At 66.3% G+C, this 14,845-nt stretch carries 11 protein-coding genes, 1 pseudogene and 1 riboswitch; of the genes and pseudogenes, 9 read left to right on the plus strand and 3 right to left on the minus strand.

From position 1 onward, the window contains the following. Window positions 1-672: 672 nt before the first annotated feature. Window positions 673-831: pseudogene (locus NKT35_RS24255) on the plus strand (TnsA endonuclease N-terminal domain-containing protein); the annotation flags it as partial. 211 nt (window positions 832-1,042) lie between these two features. Next, window positions 1,043-1,456 (plus strand): ATP-binding protein, encoded by a 414-nt coding sequence (locus NKT35_RS23425; RefSeq protein ID WP_254297670.1) that lies wholly within the window; start codon window positions 1,043-1,045, stop codon window positions 1,454-1,456. Between the two features lie 22 nt (window positions 1,457-1,478). Here NKT35_RS23425 and NKT35_RS23430 read toward each other — a convergent pair whose 3' ends face one another. Beyond that, complete coding sequence (locus NKT35_RS23430; RefSeq protein WP_254297671.1) at window positions 1,479-2,942, minus strand: cobyric acid synthase; 1,464 nt, start codon at window positions 2,940-2,942, stop codon at window positions 1,479-1,481. 132 nt (window positions 2,943-3,074) lie between these two features. Here NKT35_RS23430 and cbiB point away from each other — a divergent pair, with 132 nt between their 5' ends. Both cbiB and cobD read left to right on the plus strand, forming a co-directional pair. Next, window positions 3,075-4,013, plus strand: a complete 939-nt coding sequence (gene cbiB, locus NKT35_RS23435; protein WP_254297672.1) for an adenosylcobinamide-phosphate synthase CbiB — start codon at window positions 3,075-3,077, stop codon at window positions 4,011-4,013. Further along, the gene (gene cobD, locus NKT35_RS23440; protein ID WP_254297673.1) at window positions 4,006-5,004 is read left to right on the plus strand and encodes a threonine-phosphate decarboxylase CobD; all 999 of its coding nucleotides are present in this window, start codon (window positions 4,006-4,008) and stop codon (window positions 5,002-5,004) included. The genes cbiB and cobD overlap by 8 nt, the downstream gene beginning before the upstream one ends. 24 nt (window positions 5,005-5,028) lie before the next feature. On the opposite strand, the gene NKT35_RS23445 is transcribed toward cobD, so the two are convergent. Beyond that, the gene (locus tag NKT35_RS23445) at window positions 5,029-5,535 is read right to left on the minus strand and encodes a GNAT family N-acetyltransferase (protein ID WP_254297674.1); all 507 of its coding nucleotides are present in this window, start codon (window positions 5,533-5,535) and stop codon (window positions 5,029-5,031) included. 59 nt (window positions 5,536-5,594) lie between these two features. Beyond that, complete coding sequence (locus NKT35_RS23450; RefSeq protein WP_254297675.1) at window positions 5,595-5,852, minus strand: YjhX family toxin; 258 nt, start codon at window positions 5,850-5,852, stop codon at window positions 5,595-5,597. A gap of 435 nt (window positions 5,853-6,287) precedes the next feature. Beyond that, window positions 6,288-6,470: riboswitch (cobalamin riboswitch) on the plus strand. 111 nt (window positions 6,471-6,581) lie between these two features. Here NKT35_RS23450 and NKT35_RS23455 point away from each other — a divergent pair. Genes NKT35_RS23455 through cobA form a run of 5 tightly spaced genes read left to right on the plus strand, consistent with a single transcriptional unit; the run spans window position 6,582 to window position 14,790 of the window. Continuing rightward, window positions 6,582-7,628: a HoxN/HupN/NixA family nickel/cobalt transporter gene (locus tag NKT35_RS23455; protein WP_254297676.1), complete on the plus strand. Its 1,047-nt coding sequence runs from the start codon at window positions 6,582-6,584 to the stop codon at window positions 7,626-7,628. Next, window positions 7,625-7,954 (plus strand): (2Fe-2S) ferredoxin domain-containing protein, encoded by a 330-nt coding sequence (locus tag NKT35_RS23460; RefSeq protein ID WP_254297677.1) that lies wholly within the window; start codon window positions 7,625-7,627, stop codon window positions 7,952-7,954. Before NKT35_RS23455 ends, NKT35_RS23460 begins: the two co-directional genes overlap by 4 nt. After that, window positions 7,951-12,063 (plus strand): cobaltochelatase subunit CobN, encoded by a 4,113-nt coding sequence (locus NKT35_RS23465; protein ID WP_305883449.1) that lies wholly within the window; start codon window positions 7,951-7,953, stop codon window positions 12,061-12,063. Before NKT35_RS23460 ends, NKT35_RS23465 begins: the two co-directional genes overlap by 4 nt. Further along, on the plus strand, window positions 12,060-13,970 hold the full coding sequence (locus NKT35_RS23470) for a putative cobaltochelatase (RefSeq protein WP_254297678.1): 1,911 nt from the start codon (window positions 12,060-12,062) through the stop codon (window positions 13,968-13,970). Before NKT35_RS23465 ends, NKT35_RS23470 begins: the two co-directional genes overlap by 4 nt. A 1-nt stretch (window position 13,971) precedes the next feature. Continuing rightward, the gene (gene cobA / locus NKT35_RS23475) at window positions 13,972-14,790 is read left to right on the plus strand and encodes a uroporphyrinogen-III C-methyltransferase (protein WP_254297679.1); all 819 of its coding nucleotides are present in this window, start codon (window positions 13,972-13,974) and stop codon (window positions 14,788-14,790) included. Window positions 14,791-14,845: the final 55 nt, after the last annotated feature.

Raw genomic sequence — 14,845 nt, forward strand, 5'->3', positions numbered from 1 at the left:
CCTTCGAAAATCCGGAATCACCTTCGGATAAGAATCCCAAAACTCAGAGAAGTACCCATGACAAAACCGGGCAAAGCTTGTGCTCGGGATCATTTCGGGTACTCATTTACTGAAACTCAAATTGCATAATTTTTCGTAGAGTATAGTTTCTACGAAAAAAATTTCCTTCTTCGGCTTTCAGATAAAAAAATGCTCCCAGCTGGCTCAATCGGCAGCTAGAATTTAGAGGACATGCAGAAAAAACATGAAAGGAGAACTTGCGTCTAGATAGCAAAAAGGACACCCCTCAAAAAGAAGTGCCCCTCTTAGCCAGTGTAGTGTGACCCACACGATACTTATATATAAACCGTCGCTGGTTTCAGTATCGTTGAACGTCCCTCACTGGTCAAGCTCCCCGCACGTCTTTTTTCCCTGTCTCGAGCCTCGAGATGGAAACGTGCGCCCTAAAAATCTTAGGAGATCGACATGACCAGTCAAAACTATGAAGTTTTAGTTGCCGTAGTTTGCACACTGCTTAATTCCACTCACCCTGTCCGTGATGCATTCCACAAACACGGACATGGTTCCTATCGCGGCATACGCCCGTCAAACAAAGGGATTGACGGTTGCATACCCTATGAATCCGGGCTAGCCCACGACGCAATCCGGCTTTACAACTTAGCGCCCGAGGTCATGCTCATCATCCCGGAGCCATTCATTCTGGACTACGAGCTCGATGGTGAGGCCCATAGCTATACACCAGATTTTTTGTTGCACCTACGCGACGGTCAACGCGCAGTTGTCGAGGTCAAGTATCAGGCGGAAGCCAACACCCCTGAGAACCAACGCCGTTTCCAAGCGATCGCGTCACTGATCGAATCCGCAGGAGGGCTTTTCGCGGTCGTGACCGAAAAAACGCTGCGGGACAGGGTCTTGCTGCACAACCTTGGTTTGGTTGAAGGCCAGCGTCATCGACATATCCCACTAACAGCCAAGACTGCAATGCTTCAAATCCTCAGTGAGGGCCCCGCTTCACTGGAAGTCCTCAGTAGCGCTGCAGGAGATGAGCTACGACAGCCAACTGGGCGAAGGCTGCGCGGACGACTTCATCGGCGACGCCGACCGCATCCGGCAAGTGCTGCTCAACCTGACCGGCAACGCGGTCAAGTTCACCGAGCACGGGTCTATCCGCGTGACGGCGGAGATACGCAGCGACAAGGACAAAACCTGGCTGGAGTGCCGGGTGGAAGATTCCGGCATCGGCATTCCCAAGTCGGCTAAAGCCAAGCTGTTCCACCGCTTCAGCCAAGCGGACGCCAGCATCACCCGCCGCTACGGCGGCACCGGCCTGGGACTCGCCATCAGCCGCAGCCTGGTGGAACTGATGCAGGGCCAGATCGGTTTCGATAGCGAGGAAGGCAAGGGCAGCGCCTTCTATTTCTCGCTGCCGCTGACGCGGCCGGAGCCAAATCGCTAAGCCAGTTTGGCCAGGCTATGCCTCAGGGCAGCCAGCTGCGAATCGGCGCCAAATCCAGATGCGCTTCCAGCATATCCGCCAGTTTGTCGATATTGGCTTCGCGCAGCGCCGCATAATCCAGCGCTTCCGGCGCCTTCAGCCCGGCCCAGCGCAATATGGCCTGGCAGGCGGCGGATTCGTCGAACACGCCGTGCAGATAGGTGGCAAAGATCTGATCGTCTTCCGAGCGCGCGCCGTCGCTTGAGCCATCCGCAAAGCTGACGGCGGGCCTCGCCAAGGCCGGCCCCTGGCTCACGCCCATATGGATTTCGTAGCCGGCGGCCTCGGCGTCATCCAGCGTCAGCCGGCCGCGCATCCGCGTCAGCCGCTTTTCCGGCGCCAGCGTGGTTTCCATGTCCAGCCAGCCCAGGCCGTCGCCGCTGCCCGGCGCACCTTCCAGCCCATCCGGATCGTGCAGCTTCTTGCCCAGCATCTGCAGGCCGCCGCAAATGCCCAGCACCTTGCCGCCGTAGCGCAGGTGGCGGCGTATTGCCTCCTCCCAGCCCTGGGCGCGCAGCCAGGCAAGGTCAGCCAGCACGCTCTTGCTGCCAGGCAGCACGATCAAATCCGCCGGCGGCATGGTTTGCCCGGCGCGCACCAGGGTGAACTCCACCTGCGGATGCAGGCGCAGCGGGTCGAAATCGGTATGGTTGCTGACATAAGGCGTGGCCGGCGCTATCACGCGCAGCTTGTCGCCGCCACACGTCGCGCCGCCCGGCTTGTCCAGGCCCATGCTGTCCTCGGCCTCCAGGTGCAGATCGTACAGATAGGGCAGCACGCCCAGCACCGGCGTGCCGGTATGCTGCTCCAGCCAGTCAACGCCGGTCTTGAGCAGGCTCGGATCGCCGCGGAAGCGATTGATCACCAGCCCCACCACCCGGGCGCGCTCCGATTCGGACAGCAGCGCCAGCGTGCCGGCCAAGTGGGCGAACACGCCGCCGCGCTCGATGTCGGCCACCAGGATCACCGGGCAGTCCACCGCCTCGGCGAAGCCCATATTGGCGATGTCGCCGTCGCGCAGATTGATCTCGGCCGGACTGCCGGCGCCTTCGGCGACGATGCATTGATACTGTTCCGCCAGCCTGGCGTGCGACTCCAGCACAGCCTTCATCGCGATGGGTTTGTAGCCGTGATAGCCGCGCGCCTCCATATTGCCGATGGCGCGGCCCTGGATGATCACCTGCGAGCCGGTGTGGCTATTGGGCTTGAGCAGCACCGGGTTCATGTCGGTATGCGGCTCCACGCCGCAGGCCAGCGCCTGCACCGCCTGCGAGCGGCCGATCTCGCCGCCGTCGGCCGTCACCGCGCTGTTCAGCGCCATGTTCTGCGGCTTGAACGGCGCCACCCGCACGCCGCGGCGGGCCAGCAGCCGGCACAGGCCGGTGGCCAGCGCGCTCTTGCCGGCGTCGGACGTGGCGCCCTGGATCATGATGGTTTTGGCGCTCATGGCGATCTCCCTGCGCATGGATGGCGAACAACGCTTAGAATGGCGGCTTGATTCATTCCGGCCGCCCAAAGCGCGACAGAATTGCGCATTGAATATTTCGGGCGGCGGCCGGCCATTATATAGGGCTGCTTGTTGAACTCCGCATTGTTTCTGCCGTTGGCGCTGTTATTGGACCGTTTCTTGGGCGAGGTGCCGCGCTGGCATCCGCTGGTCGGCTTCGGCCGGCTGGTCAAGGCCGTGGAAGGGCTGGCCTACCCGGCAGCGCCGCAGGCGGAGCCGGTCTGGCGGATGCGGCTGCGAGGCGCGGCCGCCATCTCGCTCTTGATCCTGCCCTTCAGCCTGCTGGCCTGGGCGCTGGCGAAACTGCCGCTGCTCGATGTCCTCGCCCCCATCATCCTGCTTTATCTCGCCATCGGCGCGCGCAGCCTGGCCCAGCACGCCGAAGTGGTACGCAAGGCGCTGGCCGACGGCGACCTGGCGCTCGCCCGCGAGCGCGTGGGCTGGATAGTCAGCCGCGACACCAGCGAGCTGGACGAAGCCGGCGTAGCGCGCGCCGCCATAGAATCGGTGCTGGAGAACGGCAGCGACGCCGTCTTCGCCGCGCTGTTCTGGTTCCTGATCCTGGGCGCGCCCGGCGCGGTGCTGTACCGGCTGTCCAATACGCTGGACGCGATGTGGGGCTACAAGAATGATCGCTACCTGCACTTCGGCTGGGCAGCCGCGCGCTTCGACGATGTCTTGAACTACCTGCCGGCGCGACTGACCGCCCTCACCTATCTGCTGCTGGGCCATGCCGCCAATGGCTGGCGCTGCTGGCGAAGCCAGGCCCCGACCTGGTACAGCCCCAACGCCGGCCCAGTGATGGCCGCCGGCGCCGGCGCGCTGAGCGTGTCGCTGGGCGGCGGCGCGCGTTACCATGGCCAATGGAAGGAACGTCCGCCGCTGGGCTGCGGTCCCACTCCCACGCATGAGGACATAGGCCGCGCGGTGCGGCTGGTCAACCGTGGCATGTGGCTGTGGGCGGCATTGTCGCTGGCGGCCGCCGTTTTGATTGGAGCGATCCATGCTTGAACACGGAGGCGGCCTGCTGCGCGCCGCGGCCGAATACGGCATCCCGGCCGGAGACTGGCTGGACCTGTCCACCGGCGTCAATCCCAACGGCTGGCCGGTGCCGCTGCTGTCGGCTGACAGCTGGCTGCGACTGCCGCAAAACCATGACGGGCTGGAGGCGGCGGCGGCGGAATATTATGGCAGCGATAAACTGCTGGCGGTGGCAGGCTCGCAGCCAGCGATCCAGTTGCTGCCCAGGCTGCGCGAGCCCTGCCGCGTCGGCATGCTGGCCCTGTGTTATGCCGAGCATCCCCACCACTGGCAAAAGCGCGGACATCAATTGCTCAGGCTATCGCCGCAACAACTGGCGGCAGGCATCGATCAACTGGATGTGGTGTTGCTATGCAACCCCAACAATCCCACTGGCGACCGCTTCGACCCGGCGCTGCTGGAGAACTGGCGGCAAAGGCTGGCGGCGCGCGGCGGCTGGCTGGTGGTGGACGAAGCGTTTCTGGATGCCGCGCCGGAGCTGAGCATGCTGCCGCATGTCGGCAAGCCGGGCTTGATCGTGCTGCGCTCGGTCGGCAAGTTCTTCGGCCTGGCCGGCGCGCGCGCCGGTTTCGTGTTCGCCTGGCCGGAGCTGCTGCAGGCGCTGGCCGAAGAACTGGGGCCATGGACCGTGGCCGGCCCGGCGCGCGAAGCGGTCAAACTCGCCTTGCGGGACGCCGAGTGGCAACAAAGCATGAAAAGCAAGCTGCAGCGCGACAGCGCGCGGCTGCAACGCTGCCTGGACCGGCATGGCCTGCAAACGGCCGGCGGCTGCGAGTTGTTCCAGTGGGTGCCCGATGAGCGCAGCCTTTCCATGCACCGCTACCTGGCCGGCCGCGGCATACTGACCCGATATTTCGAAACCATCCCCAGCCTGCGCTTCGGCCTGCCCAAAACCGATCAGGACTGGGTGCGGCTGGAGCAAGCCCTGAATGACTGGAAGCGGCACGCCGTCCTCGCTTGAACGGCGCGCCGCGCCTTGACGAGCTTAGGAGATGGCGTTGAACGCCTCATCGTAAGCCACCTCGCCAAGCGGCGTTGCCGCGCCGAAGGCTTGCGCCTGGAAATACTCGGCCGGAATGCCCGGCAGAACCAGGCCTGGCTGCTGCCGGAAGCCGAAGCGGCCGTAGTAGGCCGGATCGCCCAGCACCACGCAGCCCTGCGCGCCTTGTTCGCGCAACATCCGCAGCGCCTCGCGCATCAATTGGCCGCCTATGCCCTGCTTGTGCCGCGCCGGGGAAACCGAGATCGGCCCCAGCCCGTACCAGCCGGCCGCGCCGCCCGACACCGTTACCGGCGAAACGGTGACGTGGCCGACGATACCCCCGCCGTCATCGGCCACCAAAGAGATGGCCAGCTGCCCTCGCCGGCGCAGCGCGTCGACGATGAACTGCTCGGTATGGCTGGAATGGGGCTCGTCGCGGAAGGCCGCCTCGGTCAAAACGGAAATGGCGCCGATGTCGGTGCTTTGTTCATTGCGGATGGTGATGGTCATGCGATGGTTCCTTGCGCACGGCCGCGCCGCGGCAATCCGCCGGCGCGTGGGCCGATGGATTAACGGTTGTCGAGTTGGGCGCGCACCGCGCTCAGGCCCGCCTGGTTGATGCGGTAAGGCTGGCCCTCGCGGGACTGGATCAGCCGCTTGCTCTTCAGTTTGGAGAATACGGCGTAAGTGCAATCGGACAGCAAATACCCTTCGCGGGTGTAGCATTCGATGGAACGGGTGCGGCCGGCGTCATCGCGGATCTGCGCGATGCAACCGCCTTTGGCCAGGACGTGCAGCGTCCTTTGCTCGGGCTTGGATAGATTCATATTGTCGGAAATCTAACGAATCGAATACGTAAAGCCGCATGCGCCGCGAAAACGGGCACGCGAAACGATGGACGTATGGATAAGCAGCCAGCCTCTGGGGCCGGGTCAGCTTATCGAGCGATCGCAATCTCCAACATACAAAGCCTTTGCCTATGGACTGGTGGGATGAAACGCGCCTCCCGACAAGGAGACGGACCGCCATGATAGCCAAAAAGCCCAATCCAGACAAGGCCTTGCCCCTCCCCGCCCACTCATGCTCCGTAGTTACACGTGAAAGCAGTCGCTGAACAAAGGCATCCGCCACAGCGGTTTCGAAACGCATCGCGAACTACGGAACGGACGACCCGCGCAGGCCGCCACCAGGCTTTCGCTAGCGGATTTATCCTGCTTGTAATCAGAACCATTGCGGTTCACAGCCCACGGCTTGTCGCGTATCATCCGCTCAATCATGACGGTGCCCCTTGAGGGTGAAACGGGAACGCGGTGCGAAACCGCGGCTGCCCCCGCAACTGTAAGCGCAGAGTCCACGCCAGACGCCACTGATCCTTAGCGGTCGGGAAGGCGGCGCCCGGGCGATGACGCGCAAGCCAGGAGACCGGCCGTCATACGTGTCGACGCAAGCAGAAGCCGGACGGGGTGTGCCGGGGGATACGCACAAGCTCCGTTCATGGATAGCAAACGGAAGGATGTGCCCTCGCTTGCGCGACGTATATCGTCTACGAGGGCACCATGCATCCATCCACCATGCAGTCCGCGGGCCGCCGCCTGGCGCGCCACGCTCCCATACTCGCCGGGCTGATCCTGGCCAATCTCTTGGCCTGGGCCTGGGCCTTCGCCGCCTTTTCCGACCACCCGGCCCAGCTCGCCACCGCCCTGCTCGCCTATCTGTTCGGCCTGCGCCATGCGGTGGACGCCGACCACATCGCCGCCATCGACAACACCGTGCGCAAGCTGATGCAGGAAGGCCGCCATCCGTCGGCGGTGGGCCTGTTCTTCTCCATCGGCCACTCGGCGGTGGTGGTCATCGCCGTCGCGCTGATCGTGTTCGCCGCCAGCGCGCTGCAAAGCCGCGTCACCGGCTTCAAGGAGATAGGCGGCGTCATCGGCACCAGCGTGTCGGCCTTCTTCCTGCTGGCGCTGGCGCTGATCAATCTGTCTTCCTTGCGCGCAGTATGGGCGGCCTTCCGCCGCGCCCGCGCCGGCCAGCCCATCTGCGACGAGCAATTGAACCTGCTGTTGAACAACCGCGGCCTGATCGCGCGCATGCTGCGCCCGCTGTTCAAAATGGTGACCAAGAGCTGGCATATGCTGCCCATCGGCTTTTTGTTCGGCCTGGGCTTCGACACCGCCACCGAAATCGGCCTGTTCGCCATCGCCACTTCACAAAGCGCGGGCGGCGTGGCGCTGTGGCACATCATGGTGTTCCCGGTGCTGTTCGCCGCCGGCATGGCCCTGGTTGACACGCTGGACAGCATGATGATGGTGGAAGTGTATGGCTGGGCCTTCATCAATCCGGTGCGCAAGCTCTGGTACAACCTGACCATCACCTTCGTCTCCGTCGTCGTCGCCGTCGGCATCGGCGGGCTGGAAGGCCTGGGCCTGCTGGTGGACAAGCTGCAGCTCACCGGCGGCTTCTGGGACCTGATTGCCGCGCTGAATGACGATCTGGCTCACTTCGGCTATTTCGTGGTCGGCGTGTTCCTGTTCACCTGGCTCGCTTCCGCCGCCATCTATAAGTGGAAGCGCTTCGACCAAATGGCCCCGGAGACTCAATGAGAACGCACGACAAACACGTGCTGATGTGCACCGGCCCTCGCTGCACGCCTGGCGGCGAGGGCTCGGAAGCGATGTTCCTGCATCTGGGCCGCAGCATAGACGCCTGCGAGGGCCTGCGCGCCAAGCGCACCCGCAGCCACTGCTTCGCCGTATGCAAGGAAGGTCCGGTGATGGTGGTCTACCCGGACGGCGTCTGGTACCGCAAAGTGAATGAAGCCGACATCGAACGCATCGTCTGCCAGCATCTGAAGGGTGGCGTACCGGTCGAAGAGCTGGTATTCCATAAAACCGGCATCGGCGATGTCGATGCGGAGACGCAGGCATGAACGTTGAAATCGCCCTTTTGAGCCACGCTGGCACCGATCTGGCCGCGCTGTCGCGCGCGCGCTGGCCGGAAGACTTTCCCGCCGTCGCCGGCGTCGCGCTGCAAAGCGTAGTCGACGAAGCCGCGATGCAGGCGCTGCTGGACGGCCAACTGGCCGACGCCCGCGCCATCGTGCTGCGCGTGCTGGGCCGCGCCGACGCCATCCCCGGCCTGGAAAGGCTGCTGGCCCACGCCCGCCGCATGCAATGCGCCGTCATCGTGGTCAGCGGCACCGGCGAGCCGGACCCGGAATTGCAAGCGCTGTGCAGCGCGCCGGTATCGCTGCAGCAGGACGTCCACGCCTATCTGCAAGCCGGCGGCAGCGCCAACCTGGGCGAGATGATGCGCTGTCTGGCCGACAGGCTGTTGCTGACCGGCTTCGGCTACCAGGCGCCGCAGCCGCTGCCGGAGCACGGGATCTACCACCCGGAGCTGGCCGCGCCCTGCTCGCTGGACGACTGGCTTGCAATCCGCAACCCGGACTGGCCTAGCGTCGGCCTGTGTTTCTACCGCGCCCACTGGCTGTCCGGCAACACCCGCTTCATCGACCTGCTGGTGGACTGCCTGGCCGAGCGCGGCGTCAACGCGCTGCCGGTGTTCACCTCGTCCTTGCGAACCATAGACCAGGGAGGTTTGCCGGCGGCGCTGGCGCTGCTGGCCGACCCGCGCGCCCAGGTGTCCCTGCTGATCAACACCACCTCCTTCGCGATGGGCGACATCAACAACGACGGCCCCACCCAGCCCGGCTGGGCGGTGGAGGCGTCGGACCGGCTGGACCTGCCGGTGCTGCAGGCGATCACCAGCAGCATGACGCGCGAGCAGTGGGAAGCGTCCGACCGCGGCTTCAACCCGCTGGACACCGCGATGAACGTGGCGCTGCCGGAGTTCGACGGCCGCATCATCGGCGTGCCGCTGAGCTTCAAGCAGCCGGCGGAGGCCGGCCAGGCCGAGCAATACGCGCCGCTGCCGGACCGCGCCCGCCGCCTGGCCGGCATCGCCGCGCGCTTGGCGCGGCTGCGCCATGTGCCCAATGCCGATAAGCGCATCGCCTTCATCTTCACCAACTCCAACAGCAAGGCCTCTCAAATCGGCAACGCGGTGGGCCTGGACTCGCCAGCATCCCTATACGCGATGCTGCGCGGCATGCAGGCGCGCGGCTACCAGATGGCGGAGCTGCCGCCGGACAGCGACGCGCTGATGCACGAGCTGATAGACCGCGGCGCTTACGACCAGGACTACCTGACCGCCGAACAGATGAAAAACGCCGCCGCCCGCGTGCCGGCCCAGCGCTACCAAGCCTGGTTCGACGAGTTGCCGGACAGCTTGCGAGACAAGATGCTGCAGCGCTGGGGCCAGCCGCCGGGCGGCGCCTACGTCGACGGCGACGAACTGGTGTTCTCCGGCCTGGATTACGGCAATGTCTTCGTCGCGCTGCAGCCGCCGCGCGGCTACGGCATGGACCCGGACGCCATCTACCACACGCCGGACCTGCCGCCCACCCACCACTACTACGCGCTGTACCGCTGGCTGCGCGACGACTGGCGTGCCGACGCCATCGTCCACGTCGGCAAGCACGGCACGCTGGAGTGGCTGCCGGGCAAGGGCGTGGGCCTGTCGCAGCACTGCTTCCCGGACGCGCTGCTGGGCGATATGCCACTGCTCTACCCCTTCATCGTCAACGATCCGGGCGAAGGCTCGCAGGCCAAGCGCCGCGGCCACGCGGTGATCATCGACCACCTGACGCCGGCGATGACCACCGCCGACAGCTACGGCCCGCTGGCGCAGCTGACCCAGCTGGTGGACGAGTACTACCAGGTGGAGCTGTTGGACCCGAACAAGCTGCCGCTGCTGCAGCAGCAGATCTGGGACCTGATCAAGGAAGCCAAGCTCGACACCGACCTGGCGGCGATGCTGAAGCACGACCATGACCATGACCACGATCACGGGCATGAGCACGATCACGACCATGGCCACGATCATCCGCATGGCGGCCATCAGCGCGCGCCCGCCGCCGTCCACGGCAAGTACCGGCCGCAGGCGGCCAAGCCGGCGGCCGCGATGAAGCCGGCGACGGCCGCTGCGGCGAAATACCGCCCGGCCAAGGCCGCGCACGGCCACGACCATGGTCGCCATCATCACCATCATGGCGACCACGGCCATCACCATGACCACCATCACGATCATCACGGCCACGACCACCACGACCATGACCACGACTGGGACGACACGCTGAACGAAGACGGCGTGCCGCTGAGCCTGGCCAAGATGGACGGCGTCGACGTCGCCCACCTGATCGAAGACATAGACGGCTACCTGTGCGAGCTGGGCGCGGCGCAGATCCGCGACGGCCTGCACGTGCTGGGCAACGCGCCGCAGGGCGAGGCGCTGGTCGACATGCTGCTGGGGCTGACCCGGCTGCCCAATCTGGCCATACCCGGCCTGCCGGCCAGCGTCGCGGCGGCCTGCGGGGGCGATTGGGTCCTATGGCAGCAAGACCAGGGCAAGCGCCTTTCCGAGACGCCAGCCGTCTTGCAGGCATTGGCCGGCCAGCCGCTGGTCACCCGCGCCGACGCGCACGACGCGGTAATGAAACTATCGCGCGCGCTGATCGCCGAGCTGGCCGCGCGCGGCTACCACGCCGCAGCCATCCCGGCCGCTGTCGAAAACATCCTGCTCGGCGTCGAGCCGAACGCCGATCTGGAACGGGTGCTGAACTTCATCTGCGACCAGCTGTGCCTCAAGCTCGCCCGCACCGCCGAGGAGATAGACAACCTGCTGCGCGGCCTGGAAGGCGGCTACGTGCCGGCCGGCCCCAGCGGCGCGCCGACGCGCGGCATGGCCCACATCCTGCCCACCGGCCGCAATTTCTATTCGGTGGACCCGCGCAGCCTGCCGTCCCACGCCGCCTGGCGCATAGGCGACGGCCTGGCGCGCGAGATGCTGGCGCGCCACCTGAAAGAAACCGGCCAGTATCCGGAATCGGTGGCCATCAGCGTGTGGGGCACCAGCGCGATGCGCACCCATGGCGACGACATCGCCGAAATCCTGTCTCTGCTCGGCGTCAAGCCGCGCTGGCAGCAGGAAAGCCGCCGCGTGCAGGGCCTGGAAGTGATCCCGCTATCCGAGCTGGGCCGGCCGCGCATCGACGTCACCGTGCGCATCAGCGGTTTCTTCCGCGACGCCTTCCCGCACCTGATTTCGCTGGTGGACGAGGCGGTGCACACCGTGGCGCGGCTGGACGAGCCGGTGGAGCAGAACTTCCTGCGCAAGCACTACCTGGCTGACTTGAAGAACGAACTGCTGGGCAAGCTGCCCGACGCCGACGCGCAAGCGCTGTACCGCGTGTTCGGCGCCAAGCCGGGCAGCTACGGCGCCGGCATCCTGCCGCTGATCAACGAGCAGAACTGGCGGAACGACGCCGACTTCGCCACCGCCTACGTCAACTGGGGCGGCTACGCCTACGGCCGCGAGGCCAACGGCGCCGACGCCCGCGACGCCTTGCGCCACCGGCTGGCCGGCGTGGAAGTGGCGCTGCACAACCAGGACAACCGCGAGCACGACATCTTCGACAGCGACGACTACCTGCAGTACCACGGCGGGATGATCGCGACGATACGCAGCCTCAGCGGCCGCCAGCCGCGCGCCTTCTTCGGCGACAGCCACAATCCGGAAGCGCCTGCGGTGCGCGGGCTGAAGGAGGAAGTGCTGCGGGTGTTCCGCTCGCGGGTGGCTAATCCGAAGTGGATCGCCAGCATCCAGAAGCACGGCTACAAGGGCGCGCTGGAGCTGACCGCCACCGTCGACTACCTGTTCGGCTACGACGCCACCGCCCAGGTGGTGGACGACTGGGTGTACGAGCAGCTGGCGCAAAGCTACGCGCTGGACCCGGCGATGCAGCAGTTCTTCGCCGACAGCAACCCGTGGGCGCTGAACGCCATCACCGACCGCCTGCTGGAAGCCGCCCAGCGCCAGCTGTGGGCGGAGCCGGACCCCGACACCCTGGCCGCGCTCAAGCAGCTGCACCTGGATAGCGAAGCGCTGCTGGAAGCGCGCGGAGAAAACCAAGCATGACGCCGATCTACCCCTTCGCCGCCATCGTCGGCCAAGAACAACTGAAGCAGGCGCTGCTGATCTGCGCGGTGGACCCCACCGTCGGCGGCGTGCTGGTACGCGGCGACAAGGGCAGCGCCAAGAGCACCGCCGCGCGCGGCCTGGCTGCCGTGCTGCCGCCTATCCGCCGCGCCGCCGGCTGCGGCTACAACTGCGAGCCGGAGCATCCGCTGCCGCTGTGCCCGGTGTGTTCCGGCGGCGCGCGCGAGCTGCATGACGGCCCGGTGCCCTTCATCAACCTGCCGTTGGGCGCCACCGAGGACCGGGTGCTGGGCAGCCTGGACTTTGAAAAGGCGCTGCAGGGCGGCAAGCAGGCGTTCAAGCCCGGCCTGCTGGCCGGAGCCCACCGCGGCATGCTGTATATCGACGAAGTGAACCTGCTGGCCGACCACCTGGTGGACGTGCTGCTGGACGCCGCCGCGATGGGTGTCAACACCGTCGAGCGCGAAGGTCTGGCGGTCAGCCACCCGGCGCGGGTGACGCTGCTCGGCACCATGAACCAGGAAGAAGGCGATCTGCGGCCGCAATTGCTGGACCGCTTCGGCCTGATGGTGGACGTGGCCGCGCCGCGCGAGCCTCTTCTGCGCGCCGAGGTGGTGCGCCGCCGCCTGGCCTTCGAGGCTGACCCGGCCGGCTTCGCCGCGCAATGGCAAACCGACAGCGAGGCGCTGCGCGAAAACATCGCCGCCGCGCGCGCGCTGCTGCCGCAAACCCGGCTCAGCGATAGCCTGTTCCACTTCGTCAGCGAGCTGTGCTGCGAATTCGACGTCACCAGCCTGCGCGCCGACATCGTGCTGAACAAGGCCGCCCGCGCGCTGGCCGCGCTGGATGGCCGCGCCGACGCCAGCGCCGAGGACATCCGCGACGCCGCCCGGCTGGTGCTGCCGCACCGCCGCCGCCGCAAGCCCTTCGAACAGAGCGGGCTGGACCAGGACAAGCTGGAACAGATGACGCAGCAGGCGTCCAACCCGCCTCCTCCTCCAACGCAGGACCAGGGCGACGCCAACCAGCCGCCGCCGGACGGCGACAGCGAGCAGGAACAGAATCCCGCCGGCCACGGCGCCGAGCAGATTTTCGCCGCCGCGCCGGCCGGCGACATTGCCCGCATTCGCGTCCAGGCGTCGTCGGCTGGCGACGCGGCCGGCCGCCGCAGCGACGGCGCCAGCCGCCAGCGCGGCCATTATGTGCGCGCCGAGGCCAACCCGCAGCCGGCCCAGCTGGCGGTGGACGCCACGCTGCGCCACGCGATCTTGCGCGATCCGGACCATTTCGCCGTCACCCGCGCCGACCTGCACGACAAGGTCCGCGTCGCCAAGCAGGGCAACTTGATTCTGCTGGTGGTGGACGCGTCGGGCTCGATGGCCGCCCGCCAGCGGATGGAGCAGGTCAAGGGCACGGTGCTGAGCCTGCTGGAAGACGCCTACCGCCGCCGCGACCAGGTGGCGCTGATCGCCTTCCGCGGCCAGAAGGCCGAGCTGCTGCTGCCGCCGTGCAACCGCGTAGAACAAGCCGAGCTGGCGCTGCGCGAGCTGCCCACCGGCGGCCGCACCCCGCTGGCCCACGCCTTGGCGTTGGCGGCCGACACGCTGTCCCGCCAGCTAGGCGGCCCCGCGCCGCTGCTGGTTGTCCTCAGCGACGGCCGCGCCAATGTGGCGCTGGACGGGGATGGCGACCCGTGGCGGCAGGCGCTGGACCTGGCCGGCCAGCTGGCCGGCGCGCCGGCGCTGGTGCTGGACACCGAGCAGGACTTCGTCCGCCTGGGCCGCGCCCGCGAGCTGGCCGAAGCGCTGGGCGCGGAATACCTGGCTTGCGACGCCCTCACCGGCGAGCAGCTGACATTGACGATTCAACAAAGACTGGGCCGCTGAAATGACAGGCAAGGTTTACCTGATAGGCGCCGGCCCCGGCGACCTGGACATGCTGACGCTGAAGGCCGCTCGCTGCCTGCAGCTGGCCGACGTGGCGCTGGTGGATGACCTGGTGCATCCGGACATTCGCGCCATGCTGCGGCCGGACGCCGAAATCGTGCCGGTGGGCAAGCGCGGCGGTTGTCCGTCGACGCCGCAGGCCGCCATCGAGCAGCGGATGATAGACGAAGCCCGCGCCGGCAAAACCGTGGCGCGCCTCAAAGGCGGCGACCCCTTCGTCTTTGGCCGCGGCGGCGAGGAAATGCTGACGCTGCAAGCGGCCGACATCGAGGTGGAGATCGTCAACGGCCTCAGCGCCGGCCTGGCGGTGCCGGCCACGCTGGGCATCCCGCTGACCCACCGCCATTTCGTCCATGGCGTCACCTTTGTGTCCGGCCACCCGCACCAGGACGGCGACGAGCCCAACTGGCAGGCGCTGGCGCAAAGCGGCATGACGCTGGTGATCTATATGGGCGTCAAACGGCTGCCTCTGATCCGCTCCGAGCTGCTGCGCCACGGCCTGAAAGCCGACACCCCGGCGGCGGCGATAGAAAACGGCACCTTGCCGCAGCAGCGCCAGGTGCTGAGCACGCTGGACGCGCTGGAACAAGACATGAGCGCGGCCGGCATCCACAGCCCGGCGTTGATCGTCATCGGACCGACGGTGGCCCTGGCATCCTGTAACCCCTCAGCGCTCGAGCGCAGCGAGGCTCCCTTGCAGGGCAAGGGCGGGGGGATAGGGAGTGGATCAAGATGGCTGCCGACTGAACTCGCACAGTGAAGAGGCCCGGCTTTGCCGGGTCCTGTAGAACAGAATCGAATTACCACATTGCAGC

Origin of the sequence: Chromobacterium sp. IIBBL 290-4, from assembly GCF_024207115.1 — a bacterium.
Lineage (GTDB): Bacteria > Pseudomonadota > Gammaproteobacteria > Burkholderiales > Chromobacteriaceae > Chromobacterium.

What these genes read in the sequence shown, in the direction of transcription:
- NKT35_RS23425 (WP_254297670.1), top strand. Translation starts at nt 1,043, where the DNA reads ATGAGCTACGACAGCCAACTGGGCGAAGGCTGCGCGGACGACTTCATC.
- NKT35_RS23430 (WP_254297671.1), bottom strand. Translation starts at nt 2,942, where the DNA reads ATGAGCGCCAAAACCATCATGATCCAGGGCGCCACGTCCGACGCCGGC.
- cobD (WP_254297673.1), top strand. Translation starts at nt 4,006, where the DNA reads ATGCTTGAACACGGAGGCGGCCTGCTGCGCGCCGCGGCCGAATACGGC.
- NKT35_RS23445 (WP_254297674.1), bottom strand. Translation starts at nt 5,535, where the DNA reads ATGACCATCACCATCCGCAATGAACAAAGCACCGACATCGGCGCCATT.
- NKT35_RS23450 (WP_254297675.1), bottom strand. Translation starts at nt 5,852, where the DNA reads ATGAATCTATCCAAGCCCGAGCAAAGGACGCTGCACGTCCTGGCCAAA.
- NKT35_RS23455 (WP_254297676.1), top strand. Translation starts at nt 6,582, where the DNA reads ATGCATCCATCCACCATGCAGTCCGCGGGCCGCCGCCTGGCGCGCCAC.
- NKT35_RS23460 (WP_254297677.1), top strand. Translation starts at nt 7,625, where the DNA reads ATGAGAACGCACGACAAACACGTGCTGATGTGCACCGGCCCTCGCTGC.
- NKT35_RS23465 (WP_305883449.1), top strand. Translation starts at nt 7,951, where the DNA reads ATGAACGTTGAAATCGCCCTTTTGAGCCACGCTGGCACCGATCTGGCC.
- NKT35_RS23470 (WP_254297678.1), top strand. Translation starts at nt 12,060, where the DNA reads ATGACGCCGATCTACCCCTTCGCCGCCATCGTCGGCCAAGAACAACTG.
- cobA (WP_254297679.1), top strand. Translation starts at nt 13,972, where the DNA reads ATGACAGGCAAGGTTTACCTGATAGGCGCCGGCCCCGGCGACCTGGAC.